The organism is Corynebacterium sp. S7 (assembly GCF_054401105.1).
This window is the reverse complement of the sequence record NZ_CM136760.1, coordinates 164,344-184,007: the sequence shown is the minus strand read 5'-3', so window position 1 is coordinate 184,007 and position 19,664 is coordinate 164,344. Positions and strand designations below refer to the sequence as shown.

Here is a 19,664-nt window from a genome sequence, read left to right as displayed (position 1 = left end):
CCTTTTTCATATATTTTCGGATCTTTGTGATCAGCGAGTTGATTCCATTATGGCTTCCGCCTCGGCCAAAACGTATCGATTGGGAGTTCGATACTTCGTGGGCGCTGCAATCGGCGTTCCGTAGGTATCGAATTCCTCGGGCAACGGAGACCCGAACCAGATGATCGCGTTATCCAGGGTGTCTTGTTGCCAAACCACGGTTTCAAACGTTGGATCGAAAACTTGGTATCCAGGGACCCCGACTAGTTCAATGCGGTTGCCACCGGGCTCGAGGACGTAGATGAATTGAGCTTGGCTCACAGCGTGGCGGGCCGGTCCAGCTTCGAATTCAATACCGTGGTCGGTGAGCACATCACATGCGTCATCGAGATGCTGGAGATTGCCGAAGAGGAAAGCCGCATGGTGGAGACGTCCACCGTCTCCGGCCGCGTCTTTGACTAACGCAATGTCGTGGCTGCGTGTCTGAGCGCGCAACCAAGCTCCGGATTCGGTGCCGTCATGGTCAATGATTTGTTCGCTGAGCCGAAAACCCAGACCTTCTTCGAACTGCTTCCTATTTGCCGCGACATCTCGGGAGAGAATATTGATGTGGTCGAGGCCTTTGACTGGGACACCACGCAGCGGTCGACGCTGCGGACGGTTGAGTACGATGCTGCGCTCGTCCTCGGGGGCTTGGTAGTACTCGACTTCCCACACTAGCTGTTGAATAGCTCCGTCAGCTGTGGTGTACTGCCACGCTGGCCCCATTCCGCAGTCCGCAGGCACCCAGTTTCCGTCGTACCCGAGTCCGCGAAGAGCCTCGATGCGTCGCTCCATAGCTTTCGAGGAGGTTGTCCGCCATGTAGCGCTGCCAAGCCCGGGGTGTTCGTGGCGAGTGACCTTGAGCGAGTGCCGGTAGGGATCATCCCATCCGCGTAGGTACACGGAGTCCTCGCTGCGCCCTGTCTCGATCATCCCGAGCAATTCTTTGAAAAACCACACCGTTGCCTCCGGGTCGGGGCTATTGAGCTCGATTGCCGCGAGACCCGCAACATCGAAAACGGGCTCTTTCACTTCATCGAAGTTGATTCCCATTGCACTTCCTTCATCTCAAGTACTTTACTTTTACTCAGCCCACCGAATGAGGGCTAGGACATGAGATGAGGTTAAGGTGATGCGCAACACTAATGAAGTCTTTTCCCGTGAGGCAGGACGCCAACCCCTCCAGCATGGATTTCCTAGCAGAATTCTCCGGAGACACCGATAGAGAGGAATGGCAATGAACAACACCCCAACTCCGCCTCCAGGAGCAGTGGACAAGGTATTTCTCGTCCTCCGAGTATTCGGCTCTACCGAATCGGTAGACATTGGAGTCTCGGAGATTGCCCAGCAAACGGGCCTCACCAAATCCACTACACACCGCATTCTCGGGGAACTGGTGAACAATGGTGCAGTTATCCGGATCGACCATCGTTACCGTCTCGGACCGGTCTTCCAACAATTAGCCTCAAAGGCCTTCGGGCGAGCGACGCAACAGTCACGAGCCATCGCTGAGATTCTGACCCCCTTCCTCGCGGCTTTGTTTGAACGCACCCGTCACACTGTGCATCTAGCCTGCTTGGAAGGCCCCGATGTCAACTACGTCAACAAACTGTTCTCGGTTAACCGAGTCACCGCCCCCTCCTGGATCGGTGGTGGGGTGCCGGCTTACTGTACGGGCGTGGGTAAGGCGTTGCTCGCCTATGACGAGGCTCTTGTAGAGGAAACTATTCGACGAGGACTTCACCCCGTCACTCCGAATACGATCACTGATCCAGAGGTGCTCCGACAGGAGCTGGCACAGATCCGGGCCACTGGGATCTCTTACGATCATGAGGAAAACACCGCTCAACTTAGCTGTGTGGCCGCACCCATTTTCGGAAGGAACAATCTCCCTGTCGCTGCAATGTCGGTATCTGTTCCCACTGAGATACTCACTCCTGATAATCAAGAAACTTATGTCAGTGACCTTCGACGCATTTGCGCTGCAGCATCGAAGGCTTACATCACAGCTTTAGACCCTATTTCCTATTAGTGAATACAGGCCTATGGTAATAAGTATGTCTTTAACCCAGCCTGATCCAGTGGCGCAGGCACTGATAAACAAAGTGGTTCCCCACTTTCCGCAGCACGGTCGCGTGGGCATTGCCTACTCGGGTGGCGTTGATTCTGCGACGTTGCTCGCCATCGCGCAATATGCACTAGGAGCCGAGCGAACGCTTGGCATTACTGCGATTTCCCATTCCTTTGCGGCGCGCGAACGCGCGATGGCGCGGGACACCGCGGCCCAAATCGGGGCGAAGGTCATCGAAGTGGAAACGCACGAGGATGAGATCGCGGGATATATTGCCAACGATGTCGATCGGTGTTACTTCTGCAAGGACGAGATGTTCGAGGTTATCGACCAGTCGGTCGTCGATAAGCATGATCTTGTCGCTGTTGCCTACGGTGAGAATGCCGACGATGCCGTGCGCGTGGATCGGCCCGGCGCGCGTGCTGCTACTGAGCATAATGTGTTGCGGCCGTTGGCAGCCGCAGGCCTTACCAAGGCCGAGGTCCGCCAGATCGCGGCGGCGTTCGGGCTGAAGGTGGCCCAAAAGCCAGCGTCTCCATGTTTGGCTTCGCGGGTGCCGCATGGATTGCAAGTCCATCCTGAAAAACTGGCGCAGATCGAGGCGCTCGAGCTCACGCTGTATGAGCTAGGTTTCTCGGATTCGCGTGTGCGCCACCATGATTCGATCGCGCGCATTGAACTTCCTCGGGATGAGATGGCTCGCGCGATGGAGCCGGAAATCGCCGATAAGATTAGAGAATCTGCCCTTGCCGCGGGATTTACATTTGCTGTGGTGGACCTGAAGGGGATCCAATCGGGCGCAATGACTTTGGCTGCATTAAATAAGAAGGGGAAGCTCAATTATGTCGGAGCAGACACGCAAGGTCGGTGACTTCGCTCGGCTCGACGTCGATCGAGTGCAGCGCCGTGGCTACCCCGAGGCTATCTACTGCGAGGGCAAGACACTCGAGCAGATCGAGGGCATCGCGGGCGCGATCGACGATACCCACACCACGCTGTTTACCAGGATTAACAGTGAGCAGGCAGCTGCAGTCCTCCAGGTTCTGCCCGACGCGTTCTATGATCCACTCGCTCGCCTGATTGCTTATCCCGCAGAGGCACCGGAACCCACCGGTGTCTCTGTTTTAGTGGTCTGCGCTGGCACTTCTGATTTGCCGGTTGCACGAGAGGCCATGCACACGGCACGCTACCTTGGGCGCGAGGTGGATTTGCTTGCCGACGTTGGCGTGGCAGGCATTCACCGTCTGCTCGAGCACGAGGACACCCTGCACGAGGCTGGAGTCATTATTGTGGTGGCCGGTATGGACGGCGCTTTGCCAAGCGTGGTCGGCGGGTTGGTCGCTGCACCTGTAGTCGCCGTGCCTACCTCGGTTGGCTACGGTGCGGGCGCGGGTGGCATCGCGCCTCTGCTGACCATGTTGAATTCGTGTGCCCCGGGTGTCGGGGTAGTCAACATTGATAATGGTTACGGCGCCGGCCACCTGGCAGCGCAAATCGCCGCACGCTAATTAGCTGCGCGTGGGTACTGCGTGAGGAGGAGTCAGCGTGTCGTCGCTGATAGCCTCCGCGGGATCGTTGCCAATCTGGACGATGCGGTTGTCCGCGTCCACGTGCACAATGCTTGGCTCGAAAGCCTTGGCCTGTTCCGTGGTCATCTGGGCGTAGGTGATCAAAATGACGGTATCCCCAATATCAATGAGATGCGCCGCAGCGCCATTGATGCCGAGCACCCCAGATCCACGCTCACCTGCAATGGTGTAGGTTTCCAGGCGGGCGCCATTGGTCACATCCACAATGGCAACGAGCTCGCCAGGCAGGATATCCGCTGCATCAAGCAGGTCTAGGTCGACCGTCACAGAGCCGACGTAGTGCAGGTCAGCGTGTGTAACAGTCGCGCGGTGGATCTTAGACTTAAACATAGTGCGAGTAATAGAGGAGCCAGTTCCCATAACGTGTGGGGTCCTTCCCGATCTGGCTGAACAAGAGTTGGAAGAATTCTAGCGCGAACAGCACAGATAGCGGTAGTCTCGTCTACTAATACCGTGCCGTGGCGTGCAGCGGCCGCGTCGACCACGCCATGCAAAACACCGCGAAGCAGATAAACCCTGCGGCAACAATGGTGCCCATAATCGAGCCGAGCGGAAGGCCAACTAGGAAGTGAATCGCCGTGTCCATCGTTCCCGCGTAGCTCGGCACAGCGCTAATCGCCGACCACGCCACCAGGGCGCCGATGAGTACCAGCGAGAGCCCCAACATTCCGTAGCCGATCATCCCCAGCACAACCACCCAGCGCGGCACCTTTCCTACCATCTCGTCAACGAAAATCCGCCCCAACCCTCGGCCGATCTGGCCGATGCCAATCGAGACCGCAACGCACCCCACCCCGAAAACAATCCAGCGCCCAGTTGTCGATTCCAACAGGTGCGCCACGATCCCGGCCATAGTTGTTTCACCGAATGGACCGCGGATATGCAGCCCGGTAAACAACGCCAGAAAACCCACGCTGGAGTAGATGATCGCCCTGCCAGCAGACGCTATACGACGATTGAACATTCGGATCCGCCCCAGGTGCGTGTATCCCAATAAACATTCGATTAGTTGCCATAAGGCAATCACAAACAGGCCGACAGCTGCGATGATGAGGAGCAGGTTTCCGAGTGGCAACTCGTCGATACCTGCGAGAACGCTCACGAAGGATGCGTCATGGTAACTGTCGTTGAAATTCCATGCGACCTGGAGAACTAGAACGCCGAGCAAGCCGTAGACCAGGCCGAAGACGATGAGGCCTACGCGCACAAAAAGGCGGTAGAACATATTGTTCTGCACCTTTGTGCCAAATGCGGCGACATAACTCATCGGGGCCTACTTCTATTCTGTTCATGCTCGGACGGCTCAGCGGGCCACCGGTCATGCTACCCCTTCATAGAAAAAACGTGAGCTTAATTATCCTTGCGCAATACTCGCGCAAGGACATCTTTGGTGCTCGTGCCCAGCGCCTGAGCTGCTGCACGCACATCTTCGAACTCCGGTTGGCGCGTCAGTTCAGCACCGGCGCGTGTGCCTACTTTGATGCGGATCTGGTGACCGTCAATGTCCACAGTCTCGTGGTGACGATCCAGACCTTCGCGGTCAACGCTCCAGGAGCGCACCCCAAAAGTAGAAGTCGAACTGAACAAAACCTGTTTCATCGCCTCGACATCAGCGGGCGCAGCGAGCACGTGCACAGTGTGGGCGGGCCTGCCCTTCTTCATCTGGATGTCACTGAGCCAGGCGTCCTTGGCGCCGGCAGCAATAAGGGCGGCGATCACCTCCGGCCAGTTGCGTGGGTCGAAGTCGTCGATATTGGCTTCCAATTGGACAAGCTGGCCCGTATAAGGATTCGTTTCTGCCTGCGCAGAGGCCTCCACAACAAAGAGGCGCACGACGTTGGGGCGGCCGGGAGTCTCTTTCGTGCCCGCGCCGAGCCCAATGTTTCGCACAATGCCGGTGGGCAATGGGCCAGCGTGTTTCGCAAAATGGCGGATCAGTGCCACGCCGGTCGGAGTGGCGAGCTCACCGGGAGCCTGAGGTTCGTGATGGTGCGAGTGGTCATGAGAGTGACCATGGTGATGATGCCCGTGCCCGCCACCCTGCATAATCTCCCCAGACATCGTCGGCCACCCCTTCACCAGCTCCGCCACCGCAGGGACTGGAACTGGGATATCTCCGTGAGCTGCGGTGATGCGCCCGAATCCAAGTGCGATCGGAGAAGCGCTCACCTCACCAGCCCCGAGCAGGCGGATCCCCTCACACACGCCCACGATGTCGGCGATGGAATCTAGGGCACCGACCTCATGGAAGTGAATCGTTTCAGGATCGACGCCGTGGGCCTTACCCTCAACAATTGCGATGAGTTCGAAAACTGCCAGGGCGGAGGCGCGGGTGTCGTCGTGAAGCGAAGATACATTGAGCATCTCCCTGATGGTGGTCCATGAGCGGTGCGGGGGATCGTCGTTAAGCATCTCAACGTCGACCTTCATGGCACGCTGCCCGCCGCGTGTGACTTCCCTGGCGGTGAGGCGAACGGAATCCGCCACAACCGCATCGATGGCTGCTTGCAGCGCGGACATTTCGATTCCGGCGTCAACCAGCGCACCGAGGAGCATATCGCCGGCAACTCCGGCTGTGGCATCAATCCAAATCATGAACCCAAGCCTAGTAGGAACTACACTCGGTGCCATCGAATTCTTACGTGCACTTAAAAGCCCTGCGGTACTGCTCGGTGCCGTGGTGGTCGTCGGTGCCATTTTCCGGACCATCGTTGCAGCTCAGGGTTGGTTTTATTGGGACGATCTGATTCTCCAATCGAAGGCGCGCGCCCCTCTCGGGGAGCTGCTTCTACAGACCCACGACGGCCATTTCATGCCCGCGGCGTGGATCATCGAGTGGTTTCTGGGCAATTTTGCTCCCCTGAATTGGCCGGTGGCAGTCGCTGTGCTGACGATTTTGCAGCTGTGGGCCGTGGGCTCAGTGGCGTGGGCGAACCAGGTGATCGCGGGCAAACGCGCGCTGCTGCCCGTGCTGATCTACGTGGTCACTCCCCTGACCTTGCCGTCGACGACCTGGCTCGCCGCCGCCGTCAACGCGTTGCCGATGCACGCCGCAATCGCAATGATGTTGAGTTATGCCTGGCGCTCGCGGCCCGCGATGGCCGCGTTGTGGCTGGTCATCGGTCTCTTGTTCAACGAGCGCACGCTTTTCGCGGTGCCCCTTGTTGTGGGGATGTTGCTGTGCTTCGCACTCGCTTCACGACGATTGCCTGCCTCCCTCCCTGGCATCGGTCGCTTGACGGTCGCGCTGGCGATCCCCGCCGTGGCCTGGTCCGCTCTGTATTTCTGGGTTGTCGAACGCCCTGCCGCTGGCGAACCTTTGTCCTTCTGGGCACTGGCCCGTCACACATATCTTGACGCACTCGTACCTACGGCCGCCGGTGGTCCCTGGCACTGGGAGCGCTGGCAGCCTTCCCCTCCCTGGGCCGCACCGCAGTGGTACGCGGTAGTCGCCGGATTGGTTGTCATTGCGCTGGTTGCGTGGTGGAGCAGGCGCTACCTCGTTGCGTGGTTGCCCGCGCTCGTCTATCCCCTGCTGCCGATCGTGGCCATCATGGTCGCTCGCTCAGGCTCAGACACTGCCCTTGAAATCGTGCAGTCGCTGCGCCATTTCTCCGAACTCGCCGTTGTTGTCAGCCTGACCTTCGCCTATCTCAGCCGCCACCTACAGATTCCGCGGATCCCTGTGGCACTTTTCGTTGCATCCTCGCTGGTCAGCAGCGTGACCTACGCCCAGGTATGGTCCGAGCAACCCTCCCGGACGTACTTCCACAACTTGCAGGCCGATCTCGAGGCACGCAGCGAACCCCTGCTTGACCAGCAAGTTCCCCTTGATGTGCTGCTTCCCGTGACGTACCCGCACAATCTTTTATCGCACCAGCTGCCCGAGGCCGTGGCTTCCTCCACGCGGGCACCCACGCTTGTTGACGATCAGGGCCATATTCACGATGCTGTGTTGTTCACCCAGCGCAGTTCCTCCGAAGAAACCACCTGTGGCACGGAATCCTTCGCGTTGGACGGCCCCCTCTTCGACGTCGAGTGGACAGTCTTACTCAACTACATGGCAGAGGCCGACATGACTGCCGATGTTTCTCTCGACGGGCAGCAGGTACGCGTTCCGTTGCAACACGGTTTGAACCAGGTCTATGTCCGTGTCGCTGGTGGCGGATCGACACTGCACGTTGTCCCAGTCTCTGGTACTGAGTCGCAGCTGTGCCTTGGCGCCAGCCACGTGGGGGTACTCGGAGTTGGCTAGTCTGAAGGCATGAAGCTCGCAGCTTTTGTCCTGCTTTGCTAAAGCTGCGAGGTGGCTATCATTTGCATCTCAAAGATGGATCAGCTGTGACCAACTATTCATCTTCATTTAGTGCTGCGAAGACTCGGGCTTTCGAAACTTCATATGCATTCCTACTACGCCATTGACCACTTGGGTAACCCGCAAATCCCCGGAAATTGAGCAAAGAGTATAGGCATCATCGGGGTTCTTGCCATATCGATCTACCAGCTCATCGACCATGCTATCCACCGCCACTCCTCCTGCCTCTTCAAGCGTAGTTCCGAATCCCAAGGTGATTAGCGCACGGTCCGTCTCCGCTCGTGGCATGCGAAGGCCGGTATTCTTTTTCAAAGTAATTCTGATTTTTACCCTTTCCATTCCGACTTCAATAGCCATCTGATTGATCTCGCCATCACCTTGTGCAGCGTGCCCGTCTCCGCAGAAGAAACCCGCACCTTGGTGAAAAACTGGAAGCTCCAATTGCGTTCCGACGACTAGCTCATTTAGGTCAATGTTTCCACCGAACGGCCCCGGTTCAACCGTGCTAATTACGTTGCTCCCTGGTGGCGCAACTCCAACACATCCCATGAATGGGCGTAATCGAACTGTCGTGTCTCCTAAACTCGTGGTCATCGTTGAACGGTCAAGATCAAAGTGCGTCAGCCTTCCATCTGAAAACCGTTCCTTCAGAATGCCCCGCCCTCTCGGACTGGGGACAACCATGTTGTAGCCATGTGGCTCTGGATATATCTCGAGAAACTCTACAACAATAGAATCACCCGGCTCGGCTCCCCTAACATTCACGGGACCCGTCAATGAATGAGGGCCTAAGGCCTTCGGGAAACTGTCTTTTACAGCCCCAAAATCTTCATACTGCAAATCACTCGTTACCTTTCCTCCCCAGTTCCCAAGGGTGGAAAGAATAATTTCGTCGCCAGATTCGATCTCTAGAACCGAGGCCGCGAGCGGATCAATGTAACCAACGCTGACGTTTTCGGGTGTCGCTGGAAGTACATGCGTGGCCATTATCTCTATTCCTCCTTTAATGGTTCTTTTCGAATGGATGCAAGAAGGTGGTGCACAGCGGGCACTGCTCCGGATTCATTGTTACTAAAAAGAATTCTGGCGAACTGTGCTCCTAAGTACGGGTGTAAACCGAGTTGATAAAGCGTATGAAAATCCTTCTCCTTGATAGCTTTTCGCTCCTCAGGAGAAAGTTCGTATTTATCAAGTACTTTGTCCTGCTCATCTGCAAACTGTTCCCGCAACTTAGCATCCCATTTAAGATCTTGAACGAGATCATTAGTTACTAATGCACGATTGATATTTTCCAAGAACATTTTGAATTCCCTACTTTTTCAAGGTCAGTTGTCGGTTGACATTCCAGCTGACTGCCCCAATGCCACATCGCCATTGGTCCCAGGCCGTATACCCGAGCACATTGCACTCGACTTCTCCGATTGCCCCCATCGCAACAATCCAACTAAGAAGTTCGCCTGTGCCGCTTTCTCCAGCTTCGTTCAGCTTTTCAAGCGTTACTTCCTCAAGCACTTTCCTATGGTCGCCGTCAGCTAGAAGTTGCAGGAACCAGCGATCAAATTCCTCGTCAATCCAAAAATCTCGCAATCCTCCCGGTTCATGGCTCAATCCACCAGTCGCGAATAGTCCCACAGATATGTCATCTGGAAAGTCTTCTTCGACAATCTTTGCAATCACTTTGCCCACTTCGTAGCAAGCAAATTGATCCGGCACCGGCGGTACCGTCACATTCTGAAGCACAGGAATTATTGGTATTCCGCTTTCTTCAATTTCAGTCCGAACGAGTGGAACTGAAATATTGTCGTCGAAATGCAGGTTTTCCCGTCGACCCGATGCACGCACGCCCCGCTGATTCAAGCCATTAAATAGGATCGAAGCCAGATCAGGTCGCCCCGGTACCTCGTATTCGTCACACGCCAACCAGCCTTTAAAAAATTCCGACGGCCCCTTATGTGTATCCGCCAACCCGACTAGAAAGTCTGGATAATCACTGATTCGATTGTTCGCCAAATGGTCATTGGCGATCATGATAAGAACATCCGGCTTCTTTTCACGAAGTTCTTCGGCCAGTTTTCCGTACGAATCAAGCACCATTTGACGAGATTCTGCGGGTGCATCGTCGAGCATTCCAATCAGTCCAGGAGCATGGCTCGCCGCGACTGCTAAGGTAATCTTTCCCATTTTTCTGTTCCTTACGTGGATTTCGAACTATTTTGTGGATCGAAGTTGGCGGGTCGCTTCGTCGTCTATCTCGCCAGAAGCAGGATCAACCGCAACTTTGTAAACTTCCCTCGCTACCGTGGCGGAAACAACGCCATTGATGACGTCTTGCGCCACCAAATCCGGTGCGCGTTGATCGGGAGCTCCGAAACCACCACCACCGCTTGCCAAGACCTCGAATGTATCGCCGGCATTGAGCGTGTAGAACTGGTTTGTCTCGAGTATTTCAATGCTGCCGTCTGCCCGCGTCAGGGTAATTTCTTGACGAATTCCAGCCTTTCCGCCAAGAAGTCCTTTCGGCCTGGTCTCTTCGATGAAGCCACTTCCATATGTGGCGCAGGCAATATTGTCCGCAAGAACTCGCCACCTATACCGGACTCCGAGGCCGCCTCTCCATTTGCCTGGGCCCGCGCTGTCTTCCAGATACTCAAGCTCTTCAAGCAAGTATGGCGTGTCCATCTCATGCAATTCAGGATCGGGCGTTCTCAACCCCCCAAGCGTGTTTGCTGGTGATAGGTGATCCCATCCATCAAATCCCTGGGTCGCCCCACTTCCTCCCTTTCCTAGAAAGTGGAGGTCGCCGAACGGCCTAGAAGTGCGCGGATTCACGCCCGCCGTGGCAGGGGTACACCAACGTGCCCAGCCAGCATTAGCAATATTGGGCTGCACTTTGGACAGAGCTGTCCAGACAGACTCTGCAATAGTCTCGCATGTTGGAACCGTACATGCCGCTACAGGTGCCGGTTCTAGCGGATTTACTATGGATCCCTCGGGCGCAATCACGGTAATAGGCTTGGTCGCGCCTTCGTTATATCGAATGTCAGGATCAATCGCTCCGAAGAAGGCCAGGTGAGCCGACGCTACTGTATTTGCTAGAGGGCTGTTTATAAACCCTTTGACCTGCGCATCGCTTTCGCCAAAATCAAAGATGACGTTTTCATCATTAACAATCAAATTTAGCTTGATGCAATGGCTTTCATCTCGGTCAATCCCGTCGTTATCCAGCCATGCTTCCGACTGATATTCACCATTGGGAAGTTCCTGAATTTGCTGGCGGACTTGGCGTTCGCTTGCTTGCATTAGTCGATCGGTCGCAGCATAAATATCTCGCAATCCATACTTTTCAATCAATGCATGAAGACGTCGTTCCCCAATCGCTGTGGCACCGATTTGACAGTTCAAGACACTTTCGACGAGCGCGCGCATCCGCACGTTGCTTAGAATTGTTTCCCAAAGATCGCGGCGTAATTGTCCACGCTCGATAATCTTCGACGGTGGAATGCGAACACCTTCGTCATTAATATCTCGGGCTTGGGGGTTAAAGCCGACGACACCCGCACCGCCAACATCTGCATTATGTCCCTTTGTCATCGCCCAAAAGGCGATTTCTCCATCCCAGAAGACCGGCCTGGTAATAGTAATATCGGGCAGGTGGGTTCCACCACTATATGCATCGTTGTGGATAAAGACATCACCGTCTTCAATCTCATCGCCGAAAAAGTCGATGATTGCTTTCTGCGCAAACGGGGTCGCTCCTCCAATGACCGGTATGTAATGAGTTTGTGCCAGGAGCTTTCCACGTGGGTCGAAAATCGAAGTCGCAAAGTCTCTTGCTTCAACAAAGATTGGGGACCGTGACGTCCTCAACATCGTTTCGCCGATTTCCCTAGTAATCCCGTCCAGGGCATTTCCGATTACTGCGACCAAAATTGGGTCAACAGTGTCAACTGAATTTGTCATCTGAATTTTCTCCGTCAGTAGTGATGAAACGGTGGGTGAAAGCGAATGTCAGCGCTTAACTGGCTCAATAATGTAATTGCCTTGCGGGTCAACCGTTAGTTCATACCCATCGATTAACACAACGGTTGTAGTGGGTTGTTCAACGATCGCTGGGCCCAAAATCCGATTGCCACGCTTCAGGCGAAGGCCGTCGAAGACATCAACTTTGTTCTCAAATCCGTTAAAGAGTGCGAGCCGCGTGCCTTTCAAGGCTTGATCTGGACTTTCGCCGCCATAGGCTGCCTCGAAAATTGTTGGTTTTGGAGTATGCCCCAACGCCGTCAGTCTCAGGGTGATCAATTCGGTGGGTTCACCAGGCATGGAGTAACCATTAAGTTGCTCGTGAATACGTTCGAATTCGGCTACGGCCACGCGAAGACTTTTGGCATTCAATTCTCCGGAAAGCTCCAGTGGAACCTCCACTTCATCGAACTGGCCCACATATCTAATGTCCGCGCTAAAGCGAAGTTCAATTTGATCTTCAGGCACACTTTCGCTCCTAAGAATCTCTTCGGCCTCTGTGCGCATTTCTCCTAGGATCATTGAAGCCCGAACGTGATCGAGCTTTGAAGTTTCTTCTGCCAGAGTTCGGGCAAACATGTGTTTAAGATCGCTTACAAGCGTTCCAACTGCACACAGCACCGAGGACTCACGTGGCACGATAATTTTCTCGATACCAAGCTCTTGAGCAATTGGCACTGCGTGGATTGGTCCAGCACCACCTGCGACGACAAGCGTGAATTCTCGGGGATCAAACCCACGCTTTACAGAAACTTCATTTACAGCTTCCGCCATCGTTGTATTAACGACTCGATAGATTCCACTCACTGCTTCATTTAGGCTTAACCCTAACGGTTTCGCGATTTTCTCTTCCACAGCAAGGCGGGCCGCATCGATATCGAGAGGAAAAGCGCCGTCCCCAAAGAAGTCAGGATTTAAGTATCCCATCAGCAGATCGGCATCAGTCGTAGTCGGTATAGTGCCGCCACGCCCATAGCAGACTGGGCCTGGATCTGCAGCAGCACTTTGGGGTCCGACACGAAGTAGACCTCCATTATCGATCCATACTAATGACCCGCCACCAGCGCCAACAGTGTGAATATCAAGCATCGGCAGCGCGACGCGATAACCACCAATTTCGCTATCCTCTGTCAGAAGTGGTTGACCATTGTGAACCAAAGAGACTTCAAAGCTCGTTCCTCCCATGTCTATTGTGATGACATCTTCAGAACCATGCCTGCGTGCAAATCGCAATGCTGCTTCTGGTCCTGCCGCAGGGCCGGACATAAGCGCGCTGGCGGCCGATCGACTCGCTACTTCGGGTGACATAACTCCCCCGTTTGACTGGACGATCAGCAACGTTCCCGAAAAGCCAAACTGATTTAACTGATTCTCGATATTGGCAAGATAGTTTTGCAGCTTAGGTCCTGTAAATGCGTTGAGCACCGTTGTACTGTGCCGCTCATACGCTCTAATTTGTGGCAGTACCTCGCTTGAAGTAGTAACGAATACTCCCGGAAGCTCATCTGCCAAGATTTCAGCAGTGCGCAGTTCGTGCGAAGGATCCTTAAAGGACCACAAGTACGATACCGCAATCGCCTCGATCCCCTTATCCTTGAAATCCTTCGCTATTTCGCGCACCTTTTGCTCGTCTAATGGCGTAATCTCCATACCATTCACGTCGTGACGCTGGTTTACCGTAGCAATCTGGTGGCGTGGAACTAATGGTTGTGGCGGAGAATACTTCGAGTCATTCTGGCGACTTCGAATTCCACGGCGCATGTTCAGTAAATCCCTGAACCCCTCGGTGGTCACGAAGCCAGTGCGAGCACCTTGCCTTGTTAGGACTGCATTTGTAGCAATTGTGGTTCCATGAACAATGGTTTCAACCGTTGCGAGAAATTCCGTAAATTCCTCGCCTACTTCCACCGCAGCCTTACGCAGGACATTGATCAATCCTTCCGAAGGGTCATGCGGAGTAGTGGGAGATTTGAAAATTCGACTCTCGCCATTTGGCTCGACGAGGAACATATCTGTAAATGTTCCTCCAATGTCGATTCCAACTCTCCTGCCAACCTTGGACCTCGTTGACAAATCCGCTTCAGTTACCGTCGACATATCCCATCCTCTTTTGCAAGTGTGATTCATCCAGTCGGAGAATCCTGGAGGACAAGTCAAATTACTGTGCCCTACATCTCATTTGATGTGAATGGGACGATAATCTCACAAAACATTGTGGGCAAGATTTGGTTCGGATATCCCGAACCCGCAGGTAAATCTATTGCTTTCTGGTCCAGCTTCGATTCTTTAATTGTTCATTGGTTCTCGGCATCAATCACCGAAATCCAACGATTTCGAGTTTTCCCAAGCAACATCAGACAAATAGTTCGCAGAAGAGATCAAAGCTTCACGGTAGGCCTCAGACAACGAGCCTGACTTATAGCTGTAGAAAGTTACACTCAATGACCATGAAACCCGCCCCAAATGATTAGTTATAGGGGCTGCAATTCCCTGTATTCCCTTCGCAAACTCTTCGCGATCCACCGCAAAACCATTGCTGTCAACTATTTCGAGTTCTTTGATCAGTGATTCTCGATTTTCCAATGTATGGTCTGTAACCCGTTCCAGGTCAGAGTTCGGGTAAAGGTTTGAAATATCACTTTCCGTAAGTTGTGAGAGCAAGACTTTGCCACAAGCAGTCGCGTGGGCCGGCATCCTATCCCCGATTTGGGCAAATTTGGGACGTAGTCCGCCTGCCGGTACGGCAGATTCTAAAACGACCGCAGACGTATGATGCCGAGTCGTAAGGAAAAATGATTCGCCAAACCTACTTGCAAGTCTAGAAATCTCTTGCCGAGCTGACGTTGCAATTTCAGAAGTAACTCGCGCGTTTCTGCCCAGCTCAAAAGTTCGCCAGCCGAGTCTGTACCGTCCGTAACCGTCACGACGAAGAATGCCTAGGTGCTCTAGAGTTTTTAAGTATTCCCAAACGATAGACTTTGACAGTCCTAACTCTTGAGCGACCTCTGTGACGGTCCACGATGGAATCTCAGAAGAAAACAGATCTAGAATCTGATCGGCTCGTTGAACACTAGCAATCATACTTTTGGCCAATCCTCCGAGGCGTCCTGCGTTACTTTGTCTCGAATCAATTTTTCAAGACCTATTTGCCAGCTGAAGTTAGAAAATAGAATTCCATTCAATCTATTGCAAAAACATAGCTGTGTAAATGAAATAACCTAATCAAAATTGGCAGGGCTCAGCGAGTAGCCGGTCCATCGATTTTAATGCGCTGATCTGCGACGCAGACAGATTTCACACAGATTCAAAGCAACAGAATCTTGAATTCGAAGGATATTTTATGGGGCAAATCTGTAATTACCCCAGAAAAACGGTAGCGAGAAGTGTTATCGCAGCAGGTCGCGCCTGCCAACCACGACAACTAGTCTGAAGGCATGAAGCTCGCAGCTTTTGACTTCGACGGAACGATCTTATTCAAGGACGGAATTTCAGTCCCGGACCTCGAGGCGATCCACGCGTGGCAAGAAGCCGGCCACCTCGCCGTTGCAGCTACCGGAAAGTCAAAATCTGCAGCTCGGGATGCACTTGCTGGCATTGACCTCACCTTCGACTACTCCGTGTTATTTACCGGCGCGGTGGTGACGGATGCGCAGGGAAAGGCACTGCGTACCTCTTCTATAGATGCTGCGGTGGTACAGGAAATCGTCGAAAAGCTATCTGGCGTTGAGGGAATTGCTGTCTACGGCACGCGCCTCGATGAACGCGATTCGCGTTTCAGCACCACAATTAAGGGTGGCTTGGAAACGAACATTTTGCGGGGCTTCGATGACATGTCGATTGCAGATATTTCTGGTCAAGAGTTCATTGGTGTGCCAATTTGGGTGCCCGATAATCCTGGGCTGCAAACTGAGATTCGTGACTGGATTGCCTCGACTTTCCCGGTTGAGTGTGTGCTCAATCAGACATTTGTGGACGTCATCCCACAAGGCTCAACAAAGGGAGCCGGCTTGGAATGGCTGGGAAATCACCTCGGCGTCTCGCGCGAGCACGTGGAGGTATTTACTTTCGGTGATTCATGGAACGACATGTCTATGCACGAAATCGCCAATCAATCCTTCGCTTTTCCCTGGTCACCGGATCGGGTGAAATCTGAGACTGATCATGTCGTCGAATCCGCAGCAGAGGGATTGCACTTGTTGATGCGCTAACGGGCTCGGCGGGTCTACAGTGGGAGCACTTGCACCCAAAGTTGAAGGAGCCCGCGCATGGAAACTTCTCAAAACTACAACAACGGAAAGCTCACATTAACCGGTCTGGCGCACGCTCCCCAGCAGGTTGTCTGGGAGACGCTGACCTCGCCGAGCGCGATTGGCAAGTGGTGGGAGCATCCCGCGAACTTCCCCAACGGCATGTCGGTCGGGTCGGAAGGGACCTTTGAATGGGTGGGCCACGGTCTCTTCCCCATCCGCATCATGCGCCACGACGAGCCGACTCATTTTGATTTTCTCTGGGGCGAATTGCACGACTCGACCCCCGGCGAAAACGCCTCGCTGGTGCAGTTTTCCCTGCGTGATGTCTCTGGAGCCACCGAGATTTCAGTCAGCGAATCCGGCTTTGACCGCCTCGACGAGGACGCACGAATTAAGGCCATCGAGGAGAACACCCAGGGATGGCGACAGGTATTGACGCAGCTTGCGGCGTTGTCCGAAAGCACGTTTCGCAAGGAAGCTTAACGACGATTTCCCGCGTGGTTGGTTTCGGGCCTCGTTCCGGTGGCTGGAACGAGGCTCGGCAAGTTGAAGCGCTTTTCCTACAATCAAATTTGTGCACACGATCACACAAATAATTTTCTGTGACACCGTGTAATAAACAAATCTAAATGATTGAGGAGCCATCGCGATGAGCGTTTCACTACTGGCCATGTCACACAGCCCACTTCTGGGTATCAACGATCCACAACCAGAGATCAACGATGCTCTCAACGAGGCATTCGAGACCGCGAAGAAGAAGGTCGCCGAATTCGATCCCGAATTGGTCATTGTTTTTACACCTGACCACTTCAACGGATTCTTTTACGACCTGATGCCACCATTCTGTGTGGGTTACTCCGCAGAGTCGATGGGCGATTACAAGTCCACCGCCGGCCCACTAAATGTTCCCGAAGAACTGTCCGGCGAACTCGCCCAGTTCATTATCGACCGTGGTGTCGACGTTGCTATCTCCCGCGAAATGGTGCTCGACCACGGTGGCGCGCAGCCGCTGGAGATCCTGCTTGGCAGCTTGGACGCAAAGCCTGTTATTCCTGTCTTCGTCAACGGTGTTGCACGACCATTCGTTCAGACCGAGCGCGTTCGCTTGCTCGGCGAAGCAATTGGTGAATGGGCCAAGGGCCGCGACGAACGCATCTTGATGATTGCCTCCGGCGGTCTGTCCCACGACCCACCACTGCCACAGTGGGCCACCGCGACCGATCCGCAGAAGGATTTCATGTTGCACGGTCACCCAGATCAGGCAGACCGTGATGCACGTGAAGCTCGTGTCATTGCTGCTGGTCAGAAGTGCACCGCGGACACCGGCATCATTGATATCAACCCTGAGTGGGACAAGCAGTTCATGGCTGACTGCGCGGCTGCAGCCCAAGACCCTAAGGTATTTGATTCCTACAACGCCGACGACATGGACCGCGATGCAGGCCACTCCTCGCACGAGGTCCGTACCTGGATGGCAGCATTCTCCGCGTTGTCCGCTGCAAACGGCGAGTTCACCGTGAACTACGAGTTCTACCGCCCGATTCCTGAGTTCGTTGCAGGTTTCGGCATGATGTCCGCGCAGTAATTGAATTGCAGTAATTGAATTAAGGAAAACCCATGTCAGAAAACGCTTCCGCTACTTCAACGCAAACCCTTGAGCAGGTTGCACAGGACTTCCTCGATGCCTACGAGTCTGGAAATCCAATCGCACCACCGCGCACTGTCATCTCCGATCTCGACCTTGCTGGCGCCTACCGCATCCAGCAAATCCAGGAAGAAGCATTCGTGGCACAGGGCCGAAAGGTCGTAGGCCGCAAGATCGGACTGACTTCACTTGCCATGCAGCAGCAACTCGGCGTGGACAGCCCCGACTTCGGCTTCTTTACCGAAGATCTCGTGTTCAAGTCCGGCGACTCAGTCAAGGTCGATCAGTTTATCGCCCCGAAGGTCGAACCAGAGCTTGCGTTCATTCTCAAGGACGATCTCGCTGCGGATGCCACGTTCGAGCAGACCGTCGCTGCTGTCGGTGAGGTTCGCCTCGCAGTAGAGATCATCGACTCCCGTGTTGCCAACTGGGACATCAAACTCGTCGACACCGTTGCCGACAATGCCTCGTGCGGCGCCATCGTCATCGGTGAGGAGAACCTGGCTATCGCCTCCGATGATCTCCCCCAGGTCACAGCTCGCATGAGTATTGCAGGCGAACCTTCCGGCGAAGGCACCGGTGCCGATGTGATGGGTCATCCGCTTGCCCCATTGCAGTGGCTTGCCGGGGTCCTCGGCGAACAGGGAGTCCCGTTGAAGGCTGGCGACATCATTCTCACCGGTAGCTTCTGTGCGGCGGCACCCGTAGTGGCAGGCCAGAACGTCTCCGTCGACTTCGGCGAGTACGGCACTCTCACGCTGGACTTTATCTAAATACTTTTCACTCATATCACCCAGAACTTTTCAAGAACAGGACAACTCTCATGGCAACAAAGCTCAAGGCAGCGATTGTCGGCCCAGGCAACATCGGTACCGATCTGCTGATTAAGCTGCTCAACAACTCGAAGCACATCGAACCCATCTACATGGTCGGCGTCGATCCCTCCTCCGATGGCCTCAAGCGCGCTAAAGACCTCGGTCTGACCGTCTCCGCGGAAGGCGTCGACTGGCTGGTCAAGCAGGATCCAAAGCCAGACCTCGTCTTTGAGGCAACTTCCGCAGGCGCCCACACGGCAAACGCTCCGAAGTACCGCGAAGCAGGTATCCGGGCCATCGACCTGACCCCCGCCGCAGTCGGCCCTTACCTCTGCCCATCAGTCAATCTTGACTCGCTGGCCACCGTTGATAACGTCAACATGATCACCTGTGGTGGCCAGGCCACCACGCCGATTGTCAATGCCGTTTCCAGCGTCGTCGATGTTGATTACGCCGAGGTAGTTTCCTCGATCGCATCGAAGTCTGCAGGCCCTGGTACCCGCGCAAATATCGACGAGTTCATCGAAACCACCCAGAACGCCCTCAAGCAACTTGGCGGTGCAAAAGACAGCAAGGTCGTCCTGGTGCTCAACCCTGTTGAGCCACCAATGTTGATGCGCAACACCGTCTACTGCTCCCTGCCCGCAGAAGCAGGCCAGCCAGGCGAACTCCAGGATGCCATCAAGGATGCCATTGCCAAGCGCGTCGAAGAGGTACAGGCTTATGTTCCTGGTTACCATCTCACCGCTGAGCCACAATTCGACGAGGCACGCGACGACTGGAACGGCTGGGCACGCGTGACTGTCTTGATCCAGGTCCGTGGCGCCGCCGACTACCTGCCTGATTACGCCGGCAACCTCGACATCATCACCTCCGCCGCTGTAGCAACCGCCGACCGCTACGCCGAGCTCCTCGCAGTTAACGCTTAAAAGGAAATA

At 54.5% G+C, this 19,664-nt stretch carries 19 protein-coding genes; 9 read left to right on the top strand and 10 right to left on the bottom strand.

Annotation, left to right across the window (positions count from 1 at the left end):
* Positions 1-30: 30 nt before the first annotated feature.
* Complete coding sequence (locus tag ACXZ66_RS00920) at positions 31-1,074, bottom strand: VOC family protein (protein ID WP_458749835.1); 1,044 nt, start codon at positions 1,072-1,074, stop codon at positions 31-33.
* Positions 1,075-1,258: 184 nt separating this feature from the next.
* On the opposite strand from ACXZ66_RS00920, the gene ACXZ66_RS00915 reads away from it, so the two are divergent.
* Genes ACXZ66_RS00915 through larB form a run of 3 tightly spaced genes read left to right on the top strand, consistent with a single transcriptional unit; the run spans position 1,259 to position 3,600 of the window.
* Positions 1,259-2,053: an IclR family transcriptional regulator gene (locus ACXZ66_RS00915; protein ID WP_458749833.1), complete on the top strand. Its 795-nt coding sequence runs from the start codon at positions 1,259-1,261 to the stop codon at positions 2,051-2,053.
* Positions 2,054-2,078: 25 nt separating this feature from the next.
* Entirely contained in the window at positions 2,079-2,963 is an 885-nt protein-coding gene (larE, locus tag ACXZ66_RS00910) for an ATP-dependent sacrificial sulfur transferase LarE (protein ID WP_458749831.1), read from the top strand.
* Entirely contained in the window at positions 2,935-3,600 is a 666-nt protein-coding gene (gene larB, locus ACXZ66_RS00905) for a nickel pincer cofactor biosynthesis protein LarB (protein WP_458749829.1), read from the top strand. The genes larE and larB overlap by 29 nt, the downstream gene beginning before the upstream one ends.
* Here the strand turns inward: larB and panD are convergent, their stop codons facing one another.
* The 3 genes from panD to larC all read right to left on the bottom strand — a co-directional run bounded on the left by panD (position 3,601) and on the right by larC (position 6,276).
* Positions 3,601-4,023, bottom strand: a complete 423-nt coding sequence (gene panD / locus ACXZ66_RS00900) for an aspartate 1-decarboxylase (RefSeq protein ID WP_458751416.1) — start codon at positions 4,021-4,023, stop codon at positions 3,601-3,603. It lies immediately after the preceding gene.
* Positions 4,024-4,126: 103 nt separating this feature from the next.
* Positions 4,127-4,948, bottom strand: a complete 822-nt coding sequence (locus ACXZ66_RS00895; RefSeq protein ID WP_458749827.1) for a DUF1206 domain-containing protein — start codon at positions 4,946-4,948, stop codon at positions 4,127-4,129.
* Between the two features lie 83 nt (positions 4,949-5,031).
* The gene (larC, locus tag ACXZ66_RS00890; RefSeq protein ID WP_458749825.1) at positions 5,032-6,276 is read right to left on the bottom strand and encodes a nickel pincer cofactor biosynthesis protein LarC; all 1,245 of its coding nucleotides are present in this window, start codon (positions 6,274-6,276) and stop codon (positions 5,032-5,034) included.
* Between larC and ACXZ66_RS00885 the strand changes: the two genes are divergently transcribed.
* Positions 6,275-7,936 (top strand): hypothetical protein, encoded by a 1,662-nt coding sequence (locus ACXZ66_RS00885; protein ID WP_458749823.1) that lies wholly within the window; start codon positions 6,275-6,277, stop codon positions 7,934-7,936. The genes larC and ACXZ66_RS00885 overlap by 2 nt on opposite strands.
* Before the next feature lie 108 nt (positions 7,937-8,044).
* Here ACXZ66_RS00885 and ACXZ66_RS00880 read toward each other — a convergent pair whose 3' ends face one another.
* The 6 genes from ACXZ66_RS00880 to ACXZ66_RS00855 all read right to left on the bottom strand — a co-directional run bounded on the left by ACXZ66_RS00880 (position 8,045) and on the right by ACXZ66_RS00855 (position 15,097).
* Positions 8,045-8,983: an acetamidase/formamidase family protein gene (locus tag ACXZ66_RS00880; protein WP_458749821.1), complete on the bottom strand. Its 939-nt coding sequence runs from the start codon at positions 8,981-8,983 to the stop codon at positions 8,045-8,047.
* Positions 8,984-8,988: 5 nt separating this feature from the next.
* Positions 8,989-9,291 (bottom strand): hypothetical protein, encoded by a 303-nt coding sequence (locus ACXZ66_RS00875; RefSeq protein WP_458749819.1) that lies wholly within the window; start codon positions 9,289-9,291, stop codon positions 8,989-8,991.
* A gap of 16 nt (positions 9,292-9,307) precedes the next feature.
* A complete protein-coding gene (locus ACXZ66_RS00870; RefSeq protein ID WP_458749817.1) occupies positions 9,308-10,177 on the bottom strand; it encodes a DODA-type extradiol aromatic ring-opening family dioxygenase in 870 nt (289 codons plus the stop codon).
* 27 nt (positions 10,178-10,204) lie between these two features.
* Positions 10,205-11,956 (bottom strand): hydantoinase B/oxoprolinase family protein, encoded by a 1,752-nt coding sequence (locus tag ACXZ66_RS00865; protein ID WP_458749815.1) that lies wholly within the window; start codon positions 11,954-11,956, stop codon positions 10,205-10,207.
* 48 nt (positions 11,957-12,004) lie between these two features.
* Complete coding sequence (locus ACXZ66_RS00860) at positions 12,005-14,113, bottom strand: hydantoinase/oxoprolinase family protein (protein WP_458749813.1); 2,109 nt, start codon at positions 14,111-14,113, stop codon at positions 12,005-12,007.
* Positions 14,114-14,326: 213 nt separating this feature from the next.
* The gene (locus ACXZ66_RS00855; protein WP_458749811.1) at positions 14,327-15,097 is read right to left on the bottom strand and encodes an IclR family transcriptional regulator; all 771 of its coding nucleotides are present in this window, start codon (positions 15,095-15,097) and stop codon (positions 14,327-14,329) included.
* 353 nt (positions 15,098-15,450) lie between these two features.
* On the opposite strand from ACXZ66_RS00855, the gene ACXZ66_RS00850 reads away from it, so the two are divergent.
* The 5 genes from ACXZ66_RS00850 to ACXZ66_RS00830 all read left to right on the top strand — a co-directional run bounded on the left by ACXZ66_RS00850 (position 15,451) and on the right by ACXZ66_RS00830 (position 19,655).
* Positions 15,451-16,224 carry an HAD hydrolase family protein gene (locus ACXZ66_RS00850; protein WP_458749810.1) on the top strand — a complete coding sequence of 258 codons (774 nt, stop codon included), beginning with the start codon at positions 15,451-15,453 and terminating at the stop codon, positions 16,222-16,224.
* A gap of 57 nt (positions 16,225-16,281) precedes the next feature.
* The gene (locus tag ACXZ66_RS00845; RefSeq protein WP_458749808.1) at positions 16,282-16,749 is read left to right on the top strand and encodes an SRPBCC domain-containing protein; all 468 of its coding nucleotides are present in this window, start codon (positions 16,282-16,284) and stop codon (positions 16,747-16,749) included.
* 166 nt (positions 16,750-16,915) lie between these two features.
* Entirely contained in the window at positions 16,916-17,851 is a 936-nt protein-coding gene (locus ACXZ66_RS00840; RefSeq protein WP_458749807.1) for a 3-carboxyethylcatechol 2,3-dioxygenase, read from the top strand.
* 32 nt (positions 17,852-17,883) lie between these two features.
* Positions 17,884-18,684 carry a 2-keto-4-pentenoate hydratase gene (locus ACXZ66_RS00835; RefSeq protein ID WP_458749805.1) on the top strand — a complete coding sequence of 267 codons (801 nt, stop codon included), beginning with the start codon at positions 17,884-17,886 and terminating at the stop codon, positions 18,682-18,684.
* Positions 18,685-18,734: 50 nt separating this feature from the next.
* Positions 18,735-19,655: an acetaldehyde dehydrogenase (acetylating) gene (locus tag ACXZ66_RS00830; RefSeq protein ID WP_458749804.1), complete on the top strand. Its 921-nt coding sequence runs from the start codon at positions 18,735-18,737 to the stop codon at positions 19,653-19,655.
* Positions 19,656-19,664 lie beyond the last annotated feature (9 nt).